Annotated in this window: 14 protein-coding genes; 11 read left to right on the top strand and 3 right to left on the bottom strand. The window is 68.7% G+C overall.

Features of this window, described 5'->3' with window-relative positions; translation table 11 throughout:
- Nucleotides 1-28 precede the first annotated feature (28 nt).
- Nucleotides 29-610: an LON peptidase substrate-binding domain-containing protein gene (locus NUG20_RS17135; protein WP_263395628.1), complete on the top strand. Its 582-nt coding sequence runs from the start codon at nucleotides 29-31 to the stop codon at nucleotides 608-610.
- Nucleotides 611-918: 308 nt separating this feature from the next.
- Here the strand turns inward: NUG20_RS17135 and NUG20_RS17130 are convergent, their stop codons facing one another.
- Nucleotides 919-2,934: a bifunctional DedA family/phosphatase PAP2 family protein gene (locus NUG20_RS17130; RefSeq protein ID WP_263395627.1), complete on the bottom strand. Its 2,016-nt coding sequence runs from the start codon at nucleotides 2,932-2,934 to the stop codon at nucleotides 919-921.
- Between the two features lie 48 nt (nucleotides 2,935-2,982).
- Here NUG20_RS17130 and NUG20_RS17125 point away from each other — a divergent pair, with 48 nt between their 5' ends.
- From NUG20_RS17125 to NUG20_RS17115, 3 genes are all read left to right on the top strand, one after another.
- Nucleotides 2,983-3,648 (top strand): serine/threonine-protein kinase, encoded by a 666-nt coding sequence (locus tag NUG20_RS17125; RefSeq protein WP_263395626.1) that lies wholly within the window; start codon nucleotides 2,983-2,985, stop codon nucleotides 3,646-3,648.
- 224 nt (nucleotides 3,649-3,872) lie between these two features.
- Entirely contained in the window at nucleotides 3,873-4,688 is an 816-nt protein-coding gene (locus tag NUG20_RS17120) for an SDR family oxidoreductase (protein WP_263395625.1), read from the top strand.
- Nucleotides 4,689-5,214: 526 nt separating this feature from the next.
- Nucleotides 5,215-5,637, top strand: coding sequence for a VOC family protein (locus NUG20_RS17115; RefSeq protein WP_263395624.1), 423 nt, complete (start codon nucleotides 5,215-5,217; stop codon nucleotides 5,635-5,637).
- A 4-nt stretch (nucleotides 5,638-5,641) separates the two neighbouring features.
- On the opposite strand, the gene NUG20_RS17110 is transcribed toward NUG20_RS17115, so the two are convergent.
- Complete coding sequence (locus NUG20_RS17110; protein WP_263395623.1) at nucleotides 5,642-6,511, bottom strand: ion transporter; 870 nt, start codon at nucleotides 6,509-6,511, stop codon at nucleotides 5,642-5,644.
- A 223-nt stretch (nucleotides 6,512-6,734) separates the two neighbouring features.
- Here NUG20_RS17110 and NUG20_RS17105 point away from each other — a divergent pair, with 223 nt between their 5' ends.
- Nucleotides 6,735-7,967 carry an acetylornithine transaminase gene (locus NUG20_RS17105; RefSeq protein WP_263395622.1) on the top strand — a complete coding sequence of 411 codons (1,233 nt, stop codon included), beginning with the start codon at nucleotides 6,735-6,737 and terminating at the stop codon, nucleotides 7,965-7,967.
- 446 nt (nucleotides 7,968-8,413) lie between these two features.
- Here NUG20_RS17105 and NUG20_RS17100 read toward each other — a convergent pair whose 3' ends face one another.
- Nucleotides 8,414-9,040 carry an HAD-IA family hydrolase gene (locus NUG20_RS17100; RefSeq protein ID WP_263395621.1) on the bottom strand — a complete coding sequence of 209 codons (627 nt, stop codon included), beginning with the start codon at nucleotides 9,038-9,040 and terminating at the stop codon, nucleotides 8,414-8,416.
- 280 nt (nucleotides 9,041-9,320) lie between these two features.
- Here NUG20_RS17100 and NUG20_RS17095 point away from each other — a divergent pair, with 280 nt between their 5' ends.
- The 6 genes from NUG20_RS17095 to azu all read left to right on the top strand — a co-directional run bounded on the left by NUG20_RS17095 (nucleotide 9,321) and on the right by azu (nucleotide 16,818).
- Complete coding sequence (locus NUG20_RS17095; protein WP_263395620.1) at nucleotides 9,321-12,008, top strand: TonB-dependent receptor plug domain-containing protein; 2,688 nt, start codon at nucleotides 9,321-9,323, stop codon at nucleotides 12,006-12,008.
- Nucleotides 12,009-12,220: 212 nt separating this feature from the next.
- On the top strand, nucleotides 12,221-13,795 hold the full coding sequence (locus NUG20_RS17090; protein WP_263395619.1) for an NAD(P)/FAD-dependent oxidoreductase: 1,575 nt from the start codon (nucleotides 12,221-12,223) through the stop codon (nucleotides 13,793-13,795).
- Complete coding sequence (locus tag NUG20_RS17085) at nucleotides 13,792-14,220, top strand: c-type cytochrome (RefSeq protein WP_263395618.1); 429 nt, start codon at nucleotides 13,792-13,794, stop codon at nucleotides 14,218-14,220. The genes NUG20_RS17090 and NUG20_RS17085 overlap by 4 nt, the downstream gene beginning before the upstream one ends.
- Before the next feature lie 44 nt (nucleotides 14,221-14,264).
- Nucleotides 14,265-14,774 (top strand): RidA family protein, encoded by a 510-nt coding sequence (locus NUG20_RS17080; RefSeq protein ID WP_263395617.1) that lies wholly within the window; start codon nucleotides 14,265-14,267, stop codon nucleotides 14,772-14,774.
- A 129-nt stretch (nucleotides 14,775-14,903) separates the two neighbouring features.
- Nucleotides 14,904-16,094: a pyridoxal phosphate-dependent aminotransferase gene (locus NUG20_RS17075; RefSeq protein WP_263395616.1), complete on the top strand. Its 1,191-nt coding sequence runs from the start codon at nucleotides 14,904-14,906 to the stop codon at nucleotides 16,092-16,094.
- A 283-nt stretch (nucleotides 16,095-16,377) separates the two neighbouring features.
- Nucleotides 16,378-16,818 carry an azurin gene (azu, locus tag NUG20_RS17070; protein WP_286038028.1) on the top strand — a complete coding sequence of 147 codons (441 nt, stop codon included), beginning with the start codon at nucleotides 16,378-16,380 and terminating at the stop codon, nucleotides 16,816-16,818.
- Nucleotides 16,819-16,874 lie beyond the last annotated feature (56 nt).

The following is a 16,874-nucleotide window of genomic DNA, read 5'->3' as shown; positions in this document are numbered from 1 at the left end:
GCGTAGTGCTGCACGCTGGAGCGTGCGCATGAGCGAGGAACGCAGCACGCTGCCGCTGTTCCCGCTGCACGCGGTGCTGCTGCCGGGTGCGGCGATCAAGCTGCGCGTGTTCGAACGCCGCTACCTGGACATGGTGCGCGAGTGCGGCCGCAACGACAGCGGCTTCGGCGTGTGCCTGATCCTGGAGGGCACCGAGACCGGCACGCCGGCAGTGCCGGCGGCGTACGGCACCGAGGCGCGCATCGTCGATTTCGACGTCGGCGCCGATGGCGTGCTGGTGCTGAGCCTGCGCGGCGGGCGCCGCTTCCACGTGCTGCGCAGCCGCGTGCGCGACAACGGCCTGGTGGTCGGCGACGTGCACTGGCGCGAGCCGGACGAGGACGACGAGTTGCAGCCGCAGCACGCGCTGTTGTCGACCGTGCTGGACAGCATCCTCGACCAGGCCGCCGACGTGTACCCGGTGGCCGGCCCGCGCCTGCTCGACCAGGCGGCCTGGGTCGGCTGGCGCCTGGCCGAACTGCTGCCGCTGGACGAGCGCCAGCGCCTGGCGCTGCTGCAGGAAGACGATCCGCACGAACGGCTGGAGCAGTTGCTGGGGTGGATACCCTGAGGGCTGGGATTCGGGATTGGGGATTGGCGGGGTATCGGTGGCGCGTGCGTGGCGAGTTGCCATTTGCCTGCCGGGCGCTTTCTGCCGAAATGCCAGGCGCCCGGCGTTTTGTAGGAGCGGCTTCAGCCGCGACATGCGCCATCGCGACCGGGTCGTTCCACACCATGGCACCGAACGTGTAGGTGCAACGCAAGGCGGCCTTGATCATCGGGCGCGACAGGTTGTCGTAGTGCCTGTCGCGACTGAAGTCGCTCCTACATGGCTTCGCTACACGACCCTGGCGGTAAAGGGCTGAAGAAGGGGACGCGTTACTCGGCCTCCACCGGCGCCTCGCCCTCGCTGCGCACCAGCAGCACCGGCACATCCGACGGGCGGTGCATGTCCTTGCGCGTGGGCAGCGCGCTCAGCGCCTCGGTGACCGCGTTGAGCGCCGGGTCGGCGCCGCGCAGCGGGCGCCACAGGCCGATCAGGTTGAAGTGGCGTTCGTAGCGCAGGCTCTGCGCGCTGCCCAGCCACAGCGGCACGTTGCCGGGTTGCAGCCGCGCCGGTGCCGGCCACAGGCGCAGCGCGTAGAGTTCGCCGGGGCGCGGGCCGCTGCGCAGCATCAACAGCGATTCCACCTGGGTGTCCAGCGTCGCCGGCAGCACCGGGACCTGTTCGGCCTGGGCCTTGTAGTCGAGCAACTGCAGCGCCTGCTGCCAGCCGGCCTGCGTCTGCACGCGCCAGCCGGCGGCCTGGAGCTGGCGCTGCAGCGGCGCCAGCGGCCCGGCCACCTGCAGGTCCAGCGGCCAGCGCTGGCTGTCGTCGAACTCGTTGCGCCGCGATGGCAGCAGGCGCCATTCGTCCCGCCACCACGCGCTCGCCGCCAGATCCATGCGCACCGGCGGCGGCGGTTCGAACTTGGCCAGCTTGCGCTCCAGGTCGCGCGGCGCATACCACAGCGCGGCGGCGACGAAGCCGCCGTAGAACAGCCACGCCAGCGGCTTCATCCAGAACGAGCGGTTGAAGCGGCGGCGGTAGGCGATGCCCAGCACCAGCAGCCAGAAGATGCCGAACAGCATGCCGCCGACCACGTCGCTGAGCCAATGCGCGCCCAGGTACAGGCGGGCGAAACCGATCAGCGTCACCAGCACGCCCGACAGCAGGTACGGCCACACCCGCGAGCGCCCGGGCAGTTCGCGGGCGATCAGCACGGCGAAGAAGCCGAAGCTGATCGTGGCCATGGTCACCGCCACCGACGGGAAGCCGAAGCCGCTGCTGGCCGCCGGCGGGCGCACCACGTGCACGGTGGTGCCGAGCAGCTTGGTCAGGGCCAGGCCGAAGGCCAGCGCCGCCAGCCAGTGCGCCGCGGCCATCCAGCGCTGGCGCCAGATCAGGTAGACCAGGCCGAGCGTGGTGGCCGGCACCAGCACCTGCCAGTCGCCGAGCGAGGCCAGCGCGGTCATCGGGTAGTCGGCCAGCGGGTTGCGCAGCGCCAGCATCAGGTCGTGCACGGCCAGGTCCAGCGACAGCGGCTCGCCGTGGCCCACTACCACCATCAGCAGCGCGAACCAGCCCCAGCCCAGCGCCAGCAGCATCACCGCCAGCATCGCCAGCGGCACCGATTCGCGCCGTTGCGGATCGAACACCGCGATCGGATAGCGGCCCAGCAGCGGGTGCCGTCGCGACCAGTCCAGGCCGCGCGCCAGCAGCGCGTCCATGTGCCCGGCCGACCAGCGATAGCCGTACAGCACGATCGCCCACACCAGCCCCAGCGCAAGCACCAGCAGGCCCAGCACCAGGAACAGGCGCCCGGCGACCGCGGCGACCGCGTCGTAGGCCTGGCCGAGCAGCCAGCCCGGGCCCAGGAACAGCAGCGCCCAGGTCACCGCGGCGACGCTGCTGGCGAGGAAATAGCGGCGCAACGGCATCTTCATCATGCCGGCCACGGCCGGCACGAACGGACGGATCGCGCCGACGTAGCGCGCGATCAGGATGCTCTTGAAGGCATTGCGGCGGAACATCGTCTCGCCGCGGTCCAGCAGCTGCGGATAGCGCCGGAACGGCCAGTAGTTGCGCAGCTGGTGGCCCCAGCGATGGCCGACCCAGTAGCTGAGCGCGTCGCCGGCCAGCGCGCCGAGGGCGGCGCTGACCACCGCGTACGGACCGGAAATCTGGCCCAGGCCGATCAGCACGCCGATCGCGAACAGCAGCGGCAGCGCCGGCACGATCGTGCCCAGCACGATCACCGCGTCGCAGAACGCGATCGCGAAGATGACCGCGCCGGCCAGGAGGGGATGCGCTGCGACCCACTCCAGCGTGGCGTCGATCCATGATGCATTCATGGGGGGATTATAAGTGGGCGAGCATGGCGATCCGCTTAAACTGGGGTGATGACACGCGCGCCGGCCGCCTCCACCCAGATCCTCAAGTCCGACAGCTTCGGGCGCATCCTGCTGGTGCGCGACGGTGGCGCGGGCGTGTTCGTGCGCCGCGACCTGACCGCCGCGCCGTGGTGGCTGCGGCTGCCGGCCTGGTGGCTGGCGCGGCGCGAGGCGCGGGCCTTGCAGCAGCTGTCCGGCATGGCGGCGACGCCGCAGCTGCGCGGCTGGGACGGCACCTTCCTGGACCGCAGCTACCTGGCCGGCGACGCGATGTACCAGCGTCCGCCGCGCGGCGACCTGGCCTATTTCCGCGCCGCGCGGCGCCTGCTGCAGCAGGTGCACCGGCGCGGCGTGGCACACAACGATCTGGCCAAGGAAGCCAACTGGCTGGTGCTGGAGGACGGCAGCCCGGCGCTGATCGACTTCCAGTTGGCGGTGCGCGGTGCGCCGCGCGCGCGCTGGATGCGGCTGCTGGCGCGCGAGGACCTGCGCCACCTGCTCAAGCACAAGCGCATGTATTGCCGGCACGCGCTGACCCCGGTCGAACTGCGCCTGCTCAAGCGCCACTCCTGGGTGCGCGAACTGTGGTTCGCCACCGGCAAGCCGGTCTACCGGTTCGTGACCCGGCGCCTGCTCAAGTGGGAAGACAACGAGGGGCAGGGGCCGAAGCCCTGAGAGGCCGGGATTGGGGATTTGGGATTCGGGATTGGTAACGGCGCATGGCTGTGGCTGAGGATTTTTCTGGCAGGGCAGCAGGGCCTTGAGTTGGGGAGTCTCCGAACCTCCTGAGGGCTTGGGCTTGAGGATTCGGGATTGGTGGGCGCATGGCTGTGTCTGGGTTGTCCAAGGCGACAAGGCGCTAAGCTGCGACGAATCTCCAATCCCGAATCCCCAATCCCATGACGTTGCAAGGCAAAACCCTGTTCATCACCGGCGCCTCGCGCGGCATCGGCCTGGCGATCGCGCTGCGTGCGGCACGCGATGGCGCCAACGTGGCGATCGCGGCCAAGTCGGCGGTGCCCAATCCGAAGTTGCCCGGCACCATTCACAGCGCGGCGGCGGCGGTCGAGGCGGCCGGTGGGCGCGGCCTGGCGCTGAAGTGCGACATCCGCGAGGAGGAGCAGGTGCGCGCGGCGGTGGCGGCCACGGTCGAGGCATTCGGCGGCATCGACATCCTGGTCAACAACGCCAGCGCGATTTGGCTGCGCGGTGCGCTGGACACGCCGATGAAGCGCTTCGACCTGATGCAGCAGGTCAATGCGCGCGGCAGTTTCCTGTGCGCGCAGGCCTGCCTGCCGCATCTGTTGCGCAGCGCCAATCCGCACATCCTGACCCTGGCGCCGCCGCCGTCGCTGGATCCGAAATGGTGGGCGCCGCACACCGGCTACACGCTGGCCAAGATGGGCATGAGCTTCGTGACCCTGGGCCTGGCCGGCGAATTCGGCCCGCAGGGCGTGGCGGTCAACGCGCTGTGGCCGCGCACGCTGATCGCCACCGAGGCGCTGAACATGATCCCGGGCGTCAGCGCAGGCAACGGGCGTCGTCCGGAGATCATGGCCGACGCGGCGCATGCGCTGCTGACCCGGCCGGCGGCCGGGTTCCATGGCCAGTTCCTGATCGACGACGAGGTGCTGGCCGCGGCCGGTGTGACCGACCTTTCAGCTTACGCGTTGGATCCGTCGCAGCCATTGCTGCCGGACCTGTTCCTGGATTGATTGCGCCGGCATGCGCCGGAGCGGCAAGACGGCGTGACCAGGCAGGAACCGTGCGGTGGCGATGCGCGGCGTGCTGGCGCATCTGTCTGCAGGAGGGGATTCAACCTCGACGGGGTCCGCAGCCGGTGGGTTCACCGATGCGCGCGTGGCAACCGTTCATTGCGACGGATGGCGGTGGTCGCCCGGAGCCACTTCCACAGGGATCTGGATGAACTGACCGGTGCCCTGTAGGAGGGGCTTCAGCCCCGATCCGATCCTATCCGCAGCCTGGAAGCTCCGCATTGCTCGCGGCGGTGGATCACCTGAGGCCACCGTGTTCTCCGGCAGGAGCTGGGTGCGCTGATGGTTGAGGAAAAGCCCTGGAGAGGCTGACGTCGAGCGCTGCCATGCATACCAGCCGCACCTGCCGCTCGCCGCGCTTGCCCGCGCCTGCACGCCGCGGGCGCTACCCTATGCGCTTGTGCGGGATCCCTGCCGTAGCGTCTGCCGATCCTGCCGTTTCCCCCCACTCACTGGAGTTGTCGCCATGAAATACCTGCACGCCATGATCCGCGTCCACGACCTGGAGAAGACCAGCAAGTTCTTCACCGAAGGCCTGGGCCTGCACGAGACCCGCCGCATCGACAATGAAGCCGGCAAGTTCACCCTGGTGTACTTCGGCGCGCCGGAGAACCCGGAAGCCGAAGTCGAACTGACCTACAACTGGGGCTCGGACGAGGACTACGGCAGCGCGCGCAACTTCGGCCACCTGGCGTTCGAGGTCGACGACATCTACGCCACGTGCGCGCACCTGCAGGCGCAGGGCATCGTCATCAACCGCCCGCCGCGCGACGGGCGCATGGCCTTCGTGCGCAGCCCGGACCTGATCTCGATCGAACTGCTGCAGAAGGGCGCGGCGCTGGCCCCGGCCGAACCGTGGGCGTCGATGCCGAACACCGGCGTGTGGTGAGTCTTCAGGCCGCGGCGTCGGGCAGCGGTTGGCCGCAGTTGCGGCAATAGCCGGCGCTGCGGTCGTGGCCTTGCAGGCCACAACGCGCGCAGCTGCGCTGGTCCGGCGCGCGATCGCGGTCGGCGTCGCGCAGGCTGTTGGCGAGCTCGGCGGTGTAGATGCCGGTGGGCACGGCGATGATGCTGTAGCCGATCAGGATCAGCACCGAGGTGATCGCGCGGCCCAGCGGCGTGAGCGGGGCGATGTCGCCGAAGCCGACCGTGGCCATCGTCACCACCGCCCAGTACATCGCGGTGGGGATGCTGGTGAAGCCGTTGGCCGGCCCTTCGACCACGTACATCAGTGCACCGAAGATCACCACCAGGGTGATCACGGCGAACAGGAACACGAACACCTTGCGCCGGCTGCGCCATAGCGCGTCGACCAGCAGGCTGCTTTCCTCGACGTAGCGGGTCAGCTTGAGGATGCGGAACAGCCGCAGCACCCGCAGCACGCGCACCACCAGCAGGGTCTGCGCGCCAGGCAGCAGGAACGAGACGTAGGTGGGCAGGGTCGACAGCAGATCGATCACGCCCCAAAAGCTCAGCGCATAACGCAGCGGCCGCTTCACCGTGGCCAGGCGCAGCACGTATTCGGCGGTGAACAGTGCGGTGAAGCCCCATTCCAGCACGTACATGGGGCGGGCGTAGCGCGCGTGCAGCGCCGGGACGCTGTCGGCCATGATCACCGCGACGCTGGCCACGATCGCCGCGACCAGCAGCAGGTCGAAGTTGCGCGAGGGCCGGGTGTCGTGCCGATAGATGATGTCGAACCAGCGTCGCCGCCAGCCGTGCTCGCTCGCCGGGGCGAGCTGGGGATCGGTGAACAGTCGCATGCCCTCATGCTAACCGACCCCGCATCGCGATCGCGGCGCCGGGCGGACGAGGCCGGAGGCGGCGCGCCGGTGAAATCTTGGTGGGCGTGCGAACCGGCTCGCGCTCCGCCGCGGTGGATGCCGGGCCGTGGCCCAGCCGTGTCGGGCGGGCCGCCGCCGGCGATCCCGGCAGGCGCCGCCGGCGGTCTTATAATCGAACGCTTTCCCGCAGGATGTTCCTTCGATGACCGCTTCCTCCGCCGCGGACCTGATCGCCCTTGGCCAGCACTACTACCTGCCGATCTACCGCCCGCGCCAGTTGGTGCTGGAGCGCGGCCAGGGCGCCAAGGTGTGGGACAGCGAAGGCCGCGACTACATCGACCTGTCCGCCGGCATCGCGGTGTGCGGACTCGGCCACAACGATCCGGACCTGACCGCAGCGCTGCTCGAGCAGGCCGGCAAGCTGTGGCATACCAGCAACGTGTTCTACAGCGAGCCGCCGCTGCGCCTGGCCGAGGAACTGGTCGCCGCCTCGCGCTTCGCGCGCAAGGTGTTCCTGTGCAACTCCGGCAGCGAGGCCAACGAGGCGGCGATCAAGCTGGTGCGCAAGTGGGCGGCCAGCCAGGGCCGCGCGCCGGACCGGCGGGTCATCGTCACGTTCCGCGGCAGCTTCCACGGCCGCACCCTGGCCGCGGTCACCGCCACCGCGCAGCCGAAGTACCAGGAAGGCTACGAGCCGCTGCCGGGCGGTTTCCGCTACGTGGATTTCAACGACATCGTGCAGCTGGAAACGGCGATGGCCGCCGGCGACGTGGCCGCGGTGATGATCGAGCCGGTGCAGGGCGAGGGTGGGGTGATGCCGGCCGCGCCGGGTTTCCTGGCGCAGGTGCGCGCGCTGTGCGACCACCACGGTGCGCTGCTGCTGCTGGACGAGATCCAGTGCGGCATGGGCCGCACCGGCACCTTGTTCGCGCACTGGCAGGACGACGTGACGCCGGACATCGTGACGCTGGCCAAGGCGCTGGGCGGCGGTTTCCCGATCGGTGCGTTGCTGGCCGGGCCGAAGGTCGCCGAGACCATGCAGTTCGGTGCGCATGGCAGCACCTTCGGCGGCAATCCGCTGGCGGCGGCGGTGGCGCGGGTGGCGCTGCGCAAGCTGGCGTCGGCGCCGATCGCGGCGAATGTGTCGCGGCAGGCGGCGGCGCTGCGGCAGGGGTTGGCTGCGCTCAACGAGGAGTTCAAGCTGTTTTCGCAGGTGCGCGGGCGTGGCTTGATGCTGGGCGCGGTGTTGAATCAGGCGCATGCGGGGCAGGCCGGGGCGATTCTCGATCACGCTGCGGCGCATGGGTTGTTGACGTTGCAGGCGGGGCCGGATGTGTTGCGCTTCGTGCCTTCGTTGAACATCACCGATCAGGAGATGGCCGAGGGGTTGATGCGGTTGCGTTTGGCGCTGCAGGAGTATGTCGGTAAGCGTTGAGTTGGTCGGTTGGTTCCGATGGGGTAACGGCAAAGGCAAAGCTTTCGCGCTTTGCGCGAGTCACTTTTCTTTGCTTGTGCAAAGAAGCGCTTCACAGCAGCCGAAGGCTGATCAAAGTAACCAAAAGAAGCGCTTTACAACAGCCGAAGGCTGGTCAAGCACACCCCGACGCGCGCCCTCCGCTGCGCTCCGGGTGCGCGAGGTGGACAGGAATTTTCCGATGGCACATCCATGTGCCAGCGGAAAACGCCACGCATCCTGCGTGGCGCCCCCTGCGGGGGTTGTACCTGTCCACCTCGCCGCGCTCTAGGGGGCCCCGAACGGCAAGATCAAAATCCTGAGCAACAGCAACAGCAACAGCAACAGCAGCCGCAGCCGCAGTTCGCTGCAATAGACGCGATAGCAAAGCGACAGCGACGGCGAATTTGCCGGTTGCTCGCGGTATGTCAGGGCAAGCCGTGCCGCGCCAGTGCGCGGCGCAGGGCGCGGGCGCCGCTGGCGGTTTCTGCGGCCATGCCGGTCGCGCGTGCGCCGCGTACGTTGACGAACAGGTCGTCGATGAACAGTGCGTGCCGCGCTGCGACGCCGAAGTGGTCTAGCGCGCGGCGGTAGACCTCGGCCTGCGGCTTGCGTGCGCCGAGTGCGCCGCTGCACAGCACGCGCCCCTGCAGCAATGGGAACAGCGCCGGCACGATCCGTGGGATCGCCTGCGCCATCAGCGCGCCGTTGTTGGTCAGCACGCCGATGTCGATCCGGTCGGCCAGCGCCAGCACGCGTTCGATCACGCCAGGGTCGCCGCGGCTGCCGGCCACGCGCGCGGCGATCCAGTCGGCCTCGCTCACGTGCGCGCCCAGGCCCGCGCCGAGCCGTTGCAGATAATCGGGCGTGGCGATGTCGCCGCCGTCGTAGGCGGTCTCCAACCCGGAGGCGAACAGCACCTGCCGCACCCGCGCCGGATCGCAGCCGCTGTGGTCGGCCAGATGCGCGATGCGCGCCGCGCGCGTGTAGCCCGCCAGTACGCCATCGAAATCGAGCAGCAGCAGCTGCGGGCGCGGCTGGATCAGCACGGCCATGGCGCGTGGCGCGAGAACGAGCGGCGGAGCTGAAGCATGTGCGGGGTCCGTAGCGGCAGCGGCCGAGATTAACGCAGTACCCGCGGCGACGGATGCCGCTACCCGCGTCGTGGCCCTGGCCGGCGCCTGCCCACCCGGGCGCTGCGCACCTACCCGTCGGATGCGGCCGCCCGGCGCTGCGCGCTGGCTATGGTCCCTGCACGCCGCGATCGCGGCCGTCGCCGGTCCGGGGGCCGGTGCGCATCCACGCCACATCCACGTCATCTCGGGGGTCTTGGACATGAGCAAGCGTTTGCAATCCGATCGTCTGGCGGAATCGGTGGGCAGGGGACTGTGCAATGCGCGTCACGGCCGCGGGCTGGCCACACTGACGCTGCTGCTGGCCGGCGCGCCGGCGCTGGCGGAGGAGCCGGGCGGCGAGGCCAAGACGCTGGACGCGATCACGGTGATCTCGACCGGCACGCGCAAGACCAACATGGCGGTGACCGACAGCCCGGCGCCGATCCAGCTGGTGAGTGCGGAGATGCTCAAGCAGTCGGCCGCGCCGGACCTGATCAACGCCATCGCCAACCAGGTGCCGTCCTACAACGCCAACCAGACCGGCAGCGACATGGCCAGCCAGACGCTCACCGCCAGCCTGCGCAACCTGTCGCCCAACCACACGCTGGTGCTGGTCAACGGCAAGCGCCGCCACATCACGTCCAACGTCAACGTCACCACCGGCGCGGCCTCGGCCGATCTGTCGTTCATCCCGGCCGCGGCGATCGACCATGTCGAGGTGCTGACCGACGGCGCCGCCGCGCTGTACGGCTCGGATGCGATCGCCGGGGTGATCAACATCATCCTCAAGAAGAACCACGAGGGTGGCGAGGTGGATGCCGGCTACGCCGGCTACAAGGATGGCGGCGGCGGCACTGATACGTGGGGCGCCAACATCGGTTTCGGCAACGACGATGCGTATTTCAGTCTCAGCGCCGAGGTCGAGAACCGCAAGACCGTGTACCGGCTGGGTTCGTACAGCTACGCCGACTGCGTGGCCAACTACGCCGACTGCTCGGCGGTGAATCCGGACATGGCCGATTTCCTGGCCGACGACGTCCAGGGCATGACCCTCAACGGACGCTTCCCCAACGTCAACGCCTGGCTCAATCCGCCGGAAGTGCACCGCAAGACGCTGTTCTTCAACTCCGGCGCGGTGCTGAGCGACACCCTCGAGTTCTATGCCTTCGGCAGCTTCGGCAAGAAGACCGCGCAGTCGGAGGAGAACTACCGCCGTCCGAGCCAGGACGGCGGCTACGTCGATCCAGCGAGCGGCGAGGTCTCGCACAAGTATCCGCTGGGCTTCAATCCGTCCGAAGCCTCCGACGAAGTCGACTACGACCTGAGCGCCGGGTTGAAGGGCGTGCTGGCCGGCTGGTCGTGGGATTTCTCCAGCAGCTACGGCAAGAACAAGATGGACGTGTACACGCTGAATTCGATGAACTTCAGCCTGTGGCAGGAGTTCGGCGCCTCGCCCGAGGACTTCTACGACGGCACGTTCTGGGCCAGCCAGTGGACCACCAACCTCAATGCCACGCACGACTTCGACGTGGGGCTGTCGCAGCCGCTCACATTCAATGCCGGCGTCGAGTACCGGCGCGACCAGTACGGCATCGATCCGGGCGATCCGACCTCGTACTACGGTGCCGGCGCGTCCTCGTTCCCCGGCTACAACCCCTTGTTCAACACCGGTTCCTACAGCCGCCACAGCTACGCCGCGTACGCCGACGTGGTGTTCAACCCGACCGAGAGCTGGCTGGTCGACGTGGCCGGGCGCTACGAGGACTACAGCGACTTCGGCAGCAAGGCGGTGGGCAAGCTGACCACGCGTTTCGACCTCAGCGACACCTTCGCGGTGCGCGCCACCGCCAGCACCGGCTTCCGCGCGCCGACCCTGCAGGAAGGCTACTACTCGGCGGTGCAGGTCGGCCCGACCAGCGCCACCCCGACGCTGCAGCCCAACAGTGCGGCCGCGGCGGCGTTGGGCTTCGGCAGCCTGAAGCCGGAGACCAGCACCAACTACAGCCTCGGTCTCGTGTTCCGGCCGATGCCCAACTTCGACAGCACGCTCGACTTCTACCGCATCACCATCTCCGACCGCATCGGCGTCGGCACCTTCGAGTATTCCAAGGCCGGCCAGCCGGGCGACACCAACGGCGACGGCACCCCCGACGACGCCTACAACGCCGCGCTGGGCCAGGCGCTGGTCGACTTCGGCTACCTCGGCGGTATCGACCCGGCGGCGCCGGGCGGCTCGCTCGACGCCACCGCACGCCAGAACATCTCGGTGGCGATCTTCAACAATGCGCTCAAGACCCGCAGCACCGGCGTGGATTGGGTGACCAACTACATCACCGAGTTCGACTGGGGCTCGATCGACTGGGTGCTGGCCGCCAACTACAACAAGACCGAAGTGCTCAGCGCCAAGCCAGCGCCCGAGGTGCTCGGCGGCGCCACGATGTACAGCGCCGCGACCCTGACCAACCTGGAGAACAACGCGCCGAAGTACCGGGTCAACCTGGGCGCCACGTTCAATGTGGGCAAGTTCAGCCTGCGCGTGACCGAGGCGATCTATGGCCCGCAGTACCAGCTGATCGCGCCGTACGACGAGTGGAACGGCGACATCTTCCCCGACAGCGTGCTGAGTCAGCTCGACGTGGTCGACGTCAACGGCGCGCCGTACTACAAGCACAAGATCGGCACGATGGCGCTGACCAACGTCGAATTGACGTTGCGGCCCAACGAGCAGCTGACCGTCAGCGTCGGCGGCGACAACGTGTTCAACAAATACCCCGACAAGGTCCCGGCAGCGGCATACGGCTACCTCGAGAAGAACTACCTCAGCTACTACAACTCGCCGTACCTGACCGGCAGCCCGATCGGCTACTTCGGCGCGCGCTACTACGCCAAGCTGACCTACCGCTTCTGAGCGGTTCGAGCCCCTCTCCCCCGGAGAGGGGTTGGGGTGAGGGTACGTCCGCCAGCGGAGTGCTCGCCCGCGTACTGCCGCGCCGTCCGCGTTCCTACCCGCTCCATCGCGACCTACCCGCCGCACGCGGCCTGCGCCGCCGTCGCGGCGGCTATGGTCGATCCGCACTCCGTGAGGCGATGTCGACGATGCAAGCAACCACCAGGGGCGCCATGACCCGCCGCCAATTGCTCGCCAGGATCGGCCTGGCCGGCGGCGGCGCGATGATGTACCAGGCGATGCACAGCCTGGGCCTGGCCGCCGAATCGCGCTTCGGCGGCGTGCCGCGGCTGGACGGCGATGCCAAGGGCGCGTCGGTGCTGGTGCTCGGCGCCGGCCTGGCTGGGCTGACCGCGGCCTACGAACTGCGCAAGGCCGGCTATCGCGTGCAGGTGCTCGAGTACAACGCGCGTCCCGGCGGTCGCAACTGGACGCTGCGCGGCGGCGATCGCTACACCGAGTTGGGCGGCTTCGAGCAGCAGTGCGGGTTCGACGAGGGCATGTACCTCAATCCCGGCCCGTGGCGCATCCCGCACCATCACAAGGCGGTGTTGTCCTACTGCAAGCAGTTCGGGGTGGCGCTGGAACCGTTCGTGCAGGTCAACTTCAACGCGTTGCTGCACAGCCGCGCCGGATTCGGCGGCAAGCCGCAGCGCTTCCGCGACATCGACGCCGACTACAAGGGGCACGTGGCCGAACTGCTGGCCAAGAGCACCCGGCAGGGCGCGCTGGATGCGCAGGTGCAGCGCGAGGACCGGGAGATCCTGCTCGAGTCGCTGCGCAACTGGGGCGCGCTGGACAAGGACTTCGGCTACGTCAGAGGCCGCGAGAGCAGCGAGCGCCGCGGCTTCGCCCGATATCCCGGCGGCGGGCTGTCCGGCAAACCGGAATTTTCCGAACCGTTCACCGCCCAGGACATCCTGCGCTCGCGGCTGTGGACCACGCTGGCGGCGGGCAACAACTACGAGATGCAGACCGCGATGTTCCAGCCGGTCGGCGGCATGGATCAGATCGGCAAGGCGTTCGCGCGCGAGCTCGGCGACGCAATCCGCTACAACGCGCGGGTCACCCGCATCGACCAGGACGCGCACGGGGTCAGCGTCGCCTACCAGGACGGCAACGGCGCCGAGCAGCTGGCGAAAGCCGATTGGTGCGTGTGCACGATCCCGCTGTCGATCCTCAGCCGCATTCCGCTGGCGGTGGGCGAGAAGATGGCCGCGGCGATCGGCCAGGTGCCGTACGCGGCGTCGGTGAAGGTGGGGCTGCAGTTCAAGCGCCGCTTCTGGGAAGAGGACGAGGCGATCTACGGCGGCATCAGCTACACCGACCTGCCGATCACCCTGATCAGCTATCCGAGCACCGGCTTCCAGAGCGCCGGCAAGGGCGTGCTGCTCGGCGCCTACGTGTGGGGACTGGAGGCGTTCGAGTTCACCTCGATGACCCCGCAGCAACGCGTGGCCAAGGCGGTGGAGTACGGCACGCAACTGCATCCGCAGTATCCGCGCGAATTCGACAACGGCATCGCCGTGGGCTGGCACCGGGTGCCGTTCACCCACGGCTGCTTCGGCATGTGGAGCGACGCGGCGCGCGCCGAGCACTACGAGAACCTGTGCCAGATCGATGGCCGGATCGCCCTCGCCGGCGAACACGCCTCCTACATTCCGGCCTGGCAGGAAGGGGCCATCACCTCGGCGCTGGATGCGATCGAGCGCCTGCATCGCCGTGCCGTCAACGGAGACCACGCATGAAGCTCGACCGTCACTGGATGCTCGCTGCGGCGGTCGCCGCCGGGGTGCTGGCGCTGATGCTGCCGCCGGCGATCGGCCCGGTCGCGGCGCAGAGTTCCGACGCCACCCCGCTGTATCCGCAGGCCACCTTCGCCACCGCCTCCGGCGCCACCGTGTACGCGGCGATCTGCCAGGGCTGCCACATGCCGGGCGGACAGGGCGCGCGCGGCGGCGGCGAATATCCGGCGCTGGCCGGCAACCCCAAGGTGGCCGCGGCGCCATATGTGGCGATGATGGTGCTCGACGGCCGCGGCGGCATGCCCGGTTTCGGTGGCATGCTCAACGACCGGCAGGTCGCCGAGGTCGTGCACTACGTGCGCAGCGAGTTCGGCAACGATTATCCGGGCAAGCTCAGCGCCGACGAGGTGCGCACCTTGCGGCACTGAGCCGTCACCGCTCCATTCCCTTTTTCGATCGCGAGGAATTCCGCATGCGCCGTTCGTCCGTTTCCCGCTCGCTCCGTGCCGGCCTGTGCGCCGCGCTGTGGCTGCCCGCCCTGGCCGGCGCCGCCGAGATCGTGCGCCACAAGATCCCCAACAGCGACTTCCCGATTTCCGCGGCGGTGGAGATTCCGGCCGGCAAGACCACGGTCTATCTGAGCGGCGCGGTGCCGCGGCCGATCGACCCCGCCGCGCCGAAGGATTCGCCCGCCGCCTACGGCGACACCAAGGCGCAGACCATCAGCGTGCTGTCGCAGATCAAGACGCAGTTGGAAGGCATGGGCCTGGGCATGCGCGATGTGGTCAAGATGCAGGCGTTCCTGGTCGGCGATCCGGCGCTGGACGGGAAGATGGATTTCGCCGGTTTCATGGAGGGCTACCGGCAGTTCTTCGGCACACCCGAGCAGCCCAACCTGCCGTCGCGCTCGGCGTTCCAGATCGCCGCGCTGGGCAATCCGCTGTACCGCATCGAGATCGAAGTCGTCGCGGTGCGTCCGTAGCGCCTGTCGGGCAATGCGGCCGGCCGCGTGGCCGTGTCCGGTGCTGGGGCGGTCGTGCGTGGCCACGCCAGGCCGGCTGTCCAAATCGCGTTGGCACCCCTTTTCCGCCATGTTTTCGAGGAATCCGCCATGCAACGACCGTCGTGTTCGCGCCGCACGTTTCTCAAGGAATCGGCGCTCGTCGCCGCGGCCGGCTTCGGCGCGCCGTGGCTGGCGCAGGCCGCGCCCGGCGCGGCGCAGGCGGCCGGCGCCGAGCTGGCGCCGGTGCTGATCAACGCCAACGAATATCCCGGCGGGCCGTCGCCGGCCGCGCAGCGCGCGATCGCCGCGATCGTGCCCAGCGGCGGACGCTACCTGGGCGAGCTGCAACTGGAATTGCTGCAGACCCTCGCCGACCAGCTCGGCGTCGGCATCGATCACCTGATGGCCTATGCCGGCTCCACCGAGCCGCTGGACTACGCCATGCTGGCGTTCACCTCGCCCAGCGCGTCGCTGGTCACCGCCGACCCTACCTTCGAATCCGGCTGGCGCGCCGCTGCGCGCAACGGCGCCAAGGTGATCAAGGTGCCGCTGCGCAAGGACGACGCGCACGACGTGCAGGCGATGTGCGCCGCCGACGCCATCGCCGGGGTGATCTACATCTGCAACCCGAACAATCCCACCGGTTCGGTGACGGCGCGCAAGGACCTGGACTACGCGCTGGCGCACAAGCCCAAGGGCAGCGTGCTGGTGGTGGACGAGGCGTACCTGCATTTCTCCGACAGCGCCAGCAGCATGGTCGATCGCGTCGCCGCCGGCGACGATGTGATCGTGCTGCGCACCTTCTCCAAGCTCTACGGCATGGCCGGGATCCGCCTGGGCTATGCGGTGGCGCGGCCGGACTTGCTGGCCAAGCTGAAGTTCTACAGCGTCAACAGCCTGCCGGTGACCGCGGTCGCCGCCGGCCTGGCCAGCCTGCGCGATCCGGCGCTGGTGCCGCAGCGGCGCGCGCTCAACAGCGCCATCCGCAACGACGTGGTGCGCTGGCTCGGCGCGCAGGGCCATGCGTGTACCGCCTCGGAAAGCAACTGCTTCATGGTCGACGTGAAACGCCCGGCAAAGGAGTTCATGGATGCGATGGCGACCCATGGCGTGTTCGTCGGCCGCAGCTGGGCGTTGTGGCCGAACCGCTCGCGCATCACCATCGGCACCGCGCCGGAGATGGCGCGGTTCAAGCACGCGTTCGCGCAGGTGGCGGCCGGCAAGCGCGGGCCGTTGCCGGTGCCGGCGCCGAGGATGGCGCTGTACGATCCATTGCACGCATTCTTCCGCAGCGCTTAAAACGTGTCCTGCATTCGGGCGGACCCCATCCACGTGACCGCTCCCGCGCGGGATTGCGCGCTGCGCGCGTGCTCCGTATGCGCGAGCGCGGCGGGATCCGCCTAGGAAAGGACGACACTGCCGCTGCGCCGATGCTGCAGTGCACGAGCGATCGTCGTTGACAAACATTTGTGCAAAGGCAGACAGTCTTGGCGACATCGCTGCACGCGCGTCGCATCGGTGGCGAGGTTGCTCGCGCTTGCCGTTCCCACTGTCCAAGGAGTCCGTCTTGAAAGCGAAGTTCCTGTCTCCCCTGTTGGTCCTTGCCGCGCTCGCGTTCGCGCCGGCCGCCTGGGCCAAGACCTGCGCGGTGACCATCACCGGCACTGACCAGATGTCCTTCGACCAGACCCAGATCAAGGTCGCCGCCGACTGCACCGAAGTGGCGTTGACGCTCAAGCACAGCGGCAAGCTCGCCGCCGCGGTGATGGGCCACAACTGGGTGCTGACCAAGACCGCGGACTTCCAGGCGGTGGCCAATGCCGGCACCAGCTCCAGCCTGGCCGACAACTACCTGCCCAAGGGCGATGCGCGGATCATCGCGCATACCAAGGTGATCGGCGCCGGGCAGTCGGACACGGTCAAGTTCTCCACCGCCAAGCTGAGCAAGGGCGGCGACTACACGTTCTTCTGCTCGTTCCCCGGGCACTGGGCGATGATGAAGGGCAAGTTCGTGTTCGGCTGAGCGGCCGCAGTTGCGCTGCAGGTTGCGATCAGCGATCTGCAGAGCCTTTCGCACAT

The sequence above is a fragment of the Xanthomonas sp. CFBP 8443 genome (genome assembly GCF_025666195.1).
Lineage (GTDB): Bacteria > Pseudomonadota > Gammaproteobacteria > Xanthomonadales > Xanthomonadaceae > Xanthomonas_A.
This window is presented reverse-complemented; position numbering and strand designations above follow the sequence as displayed.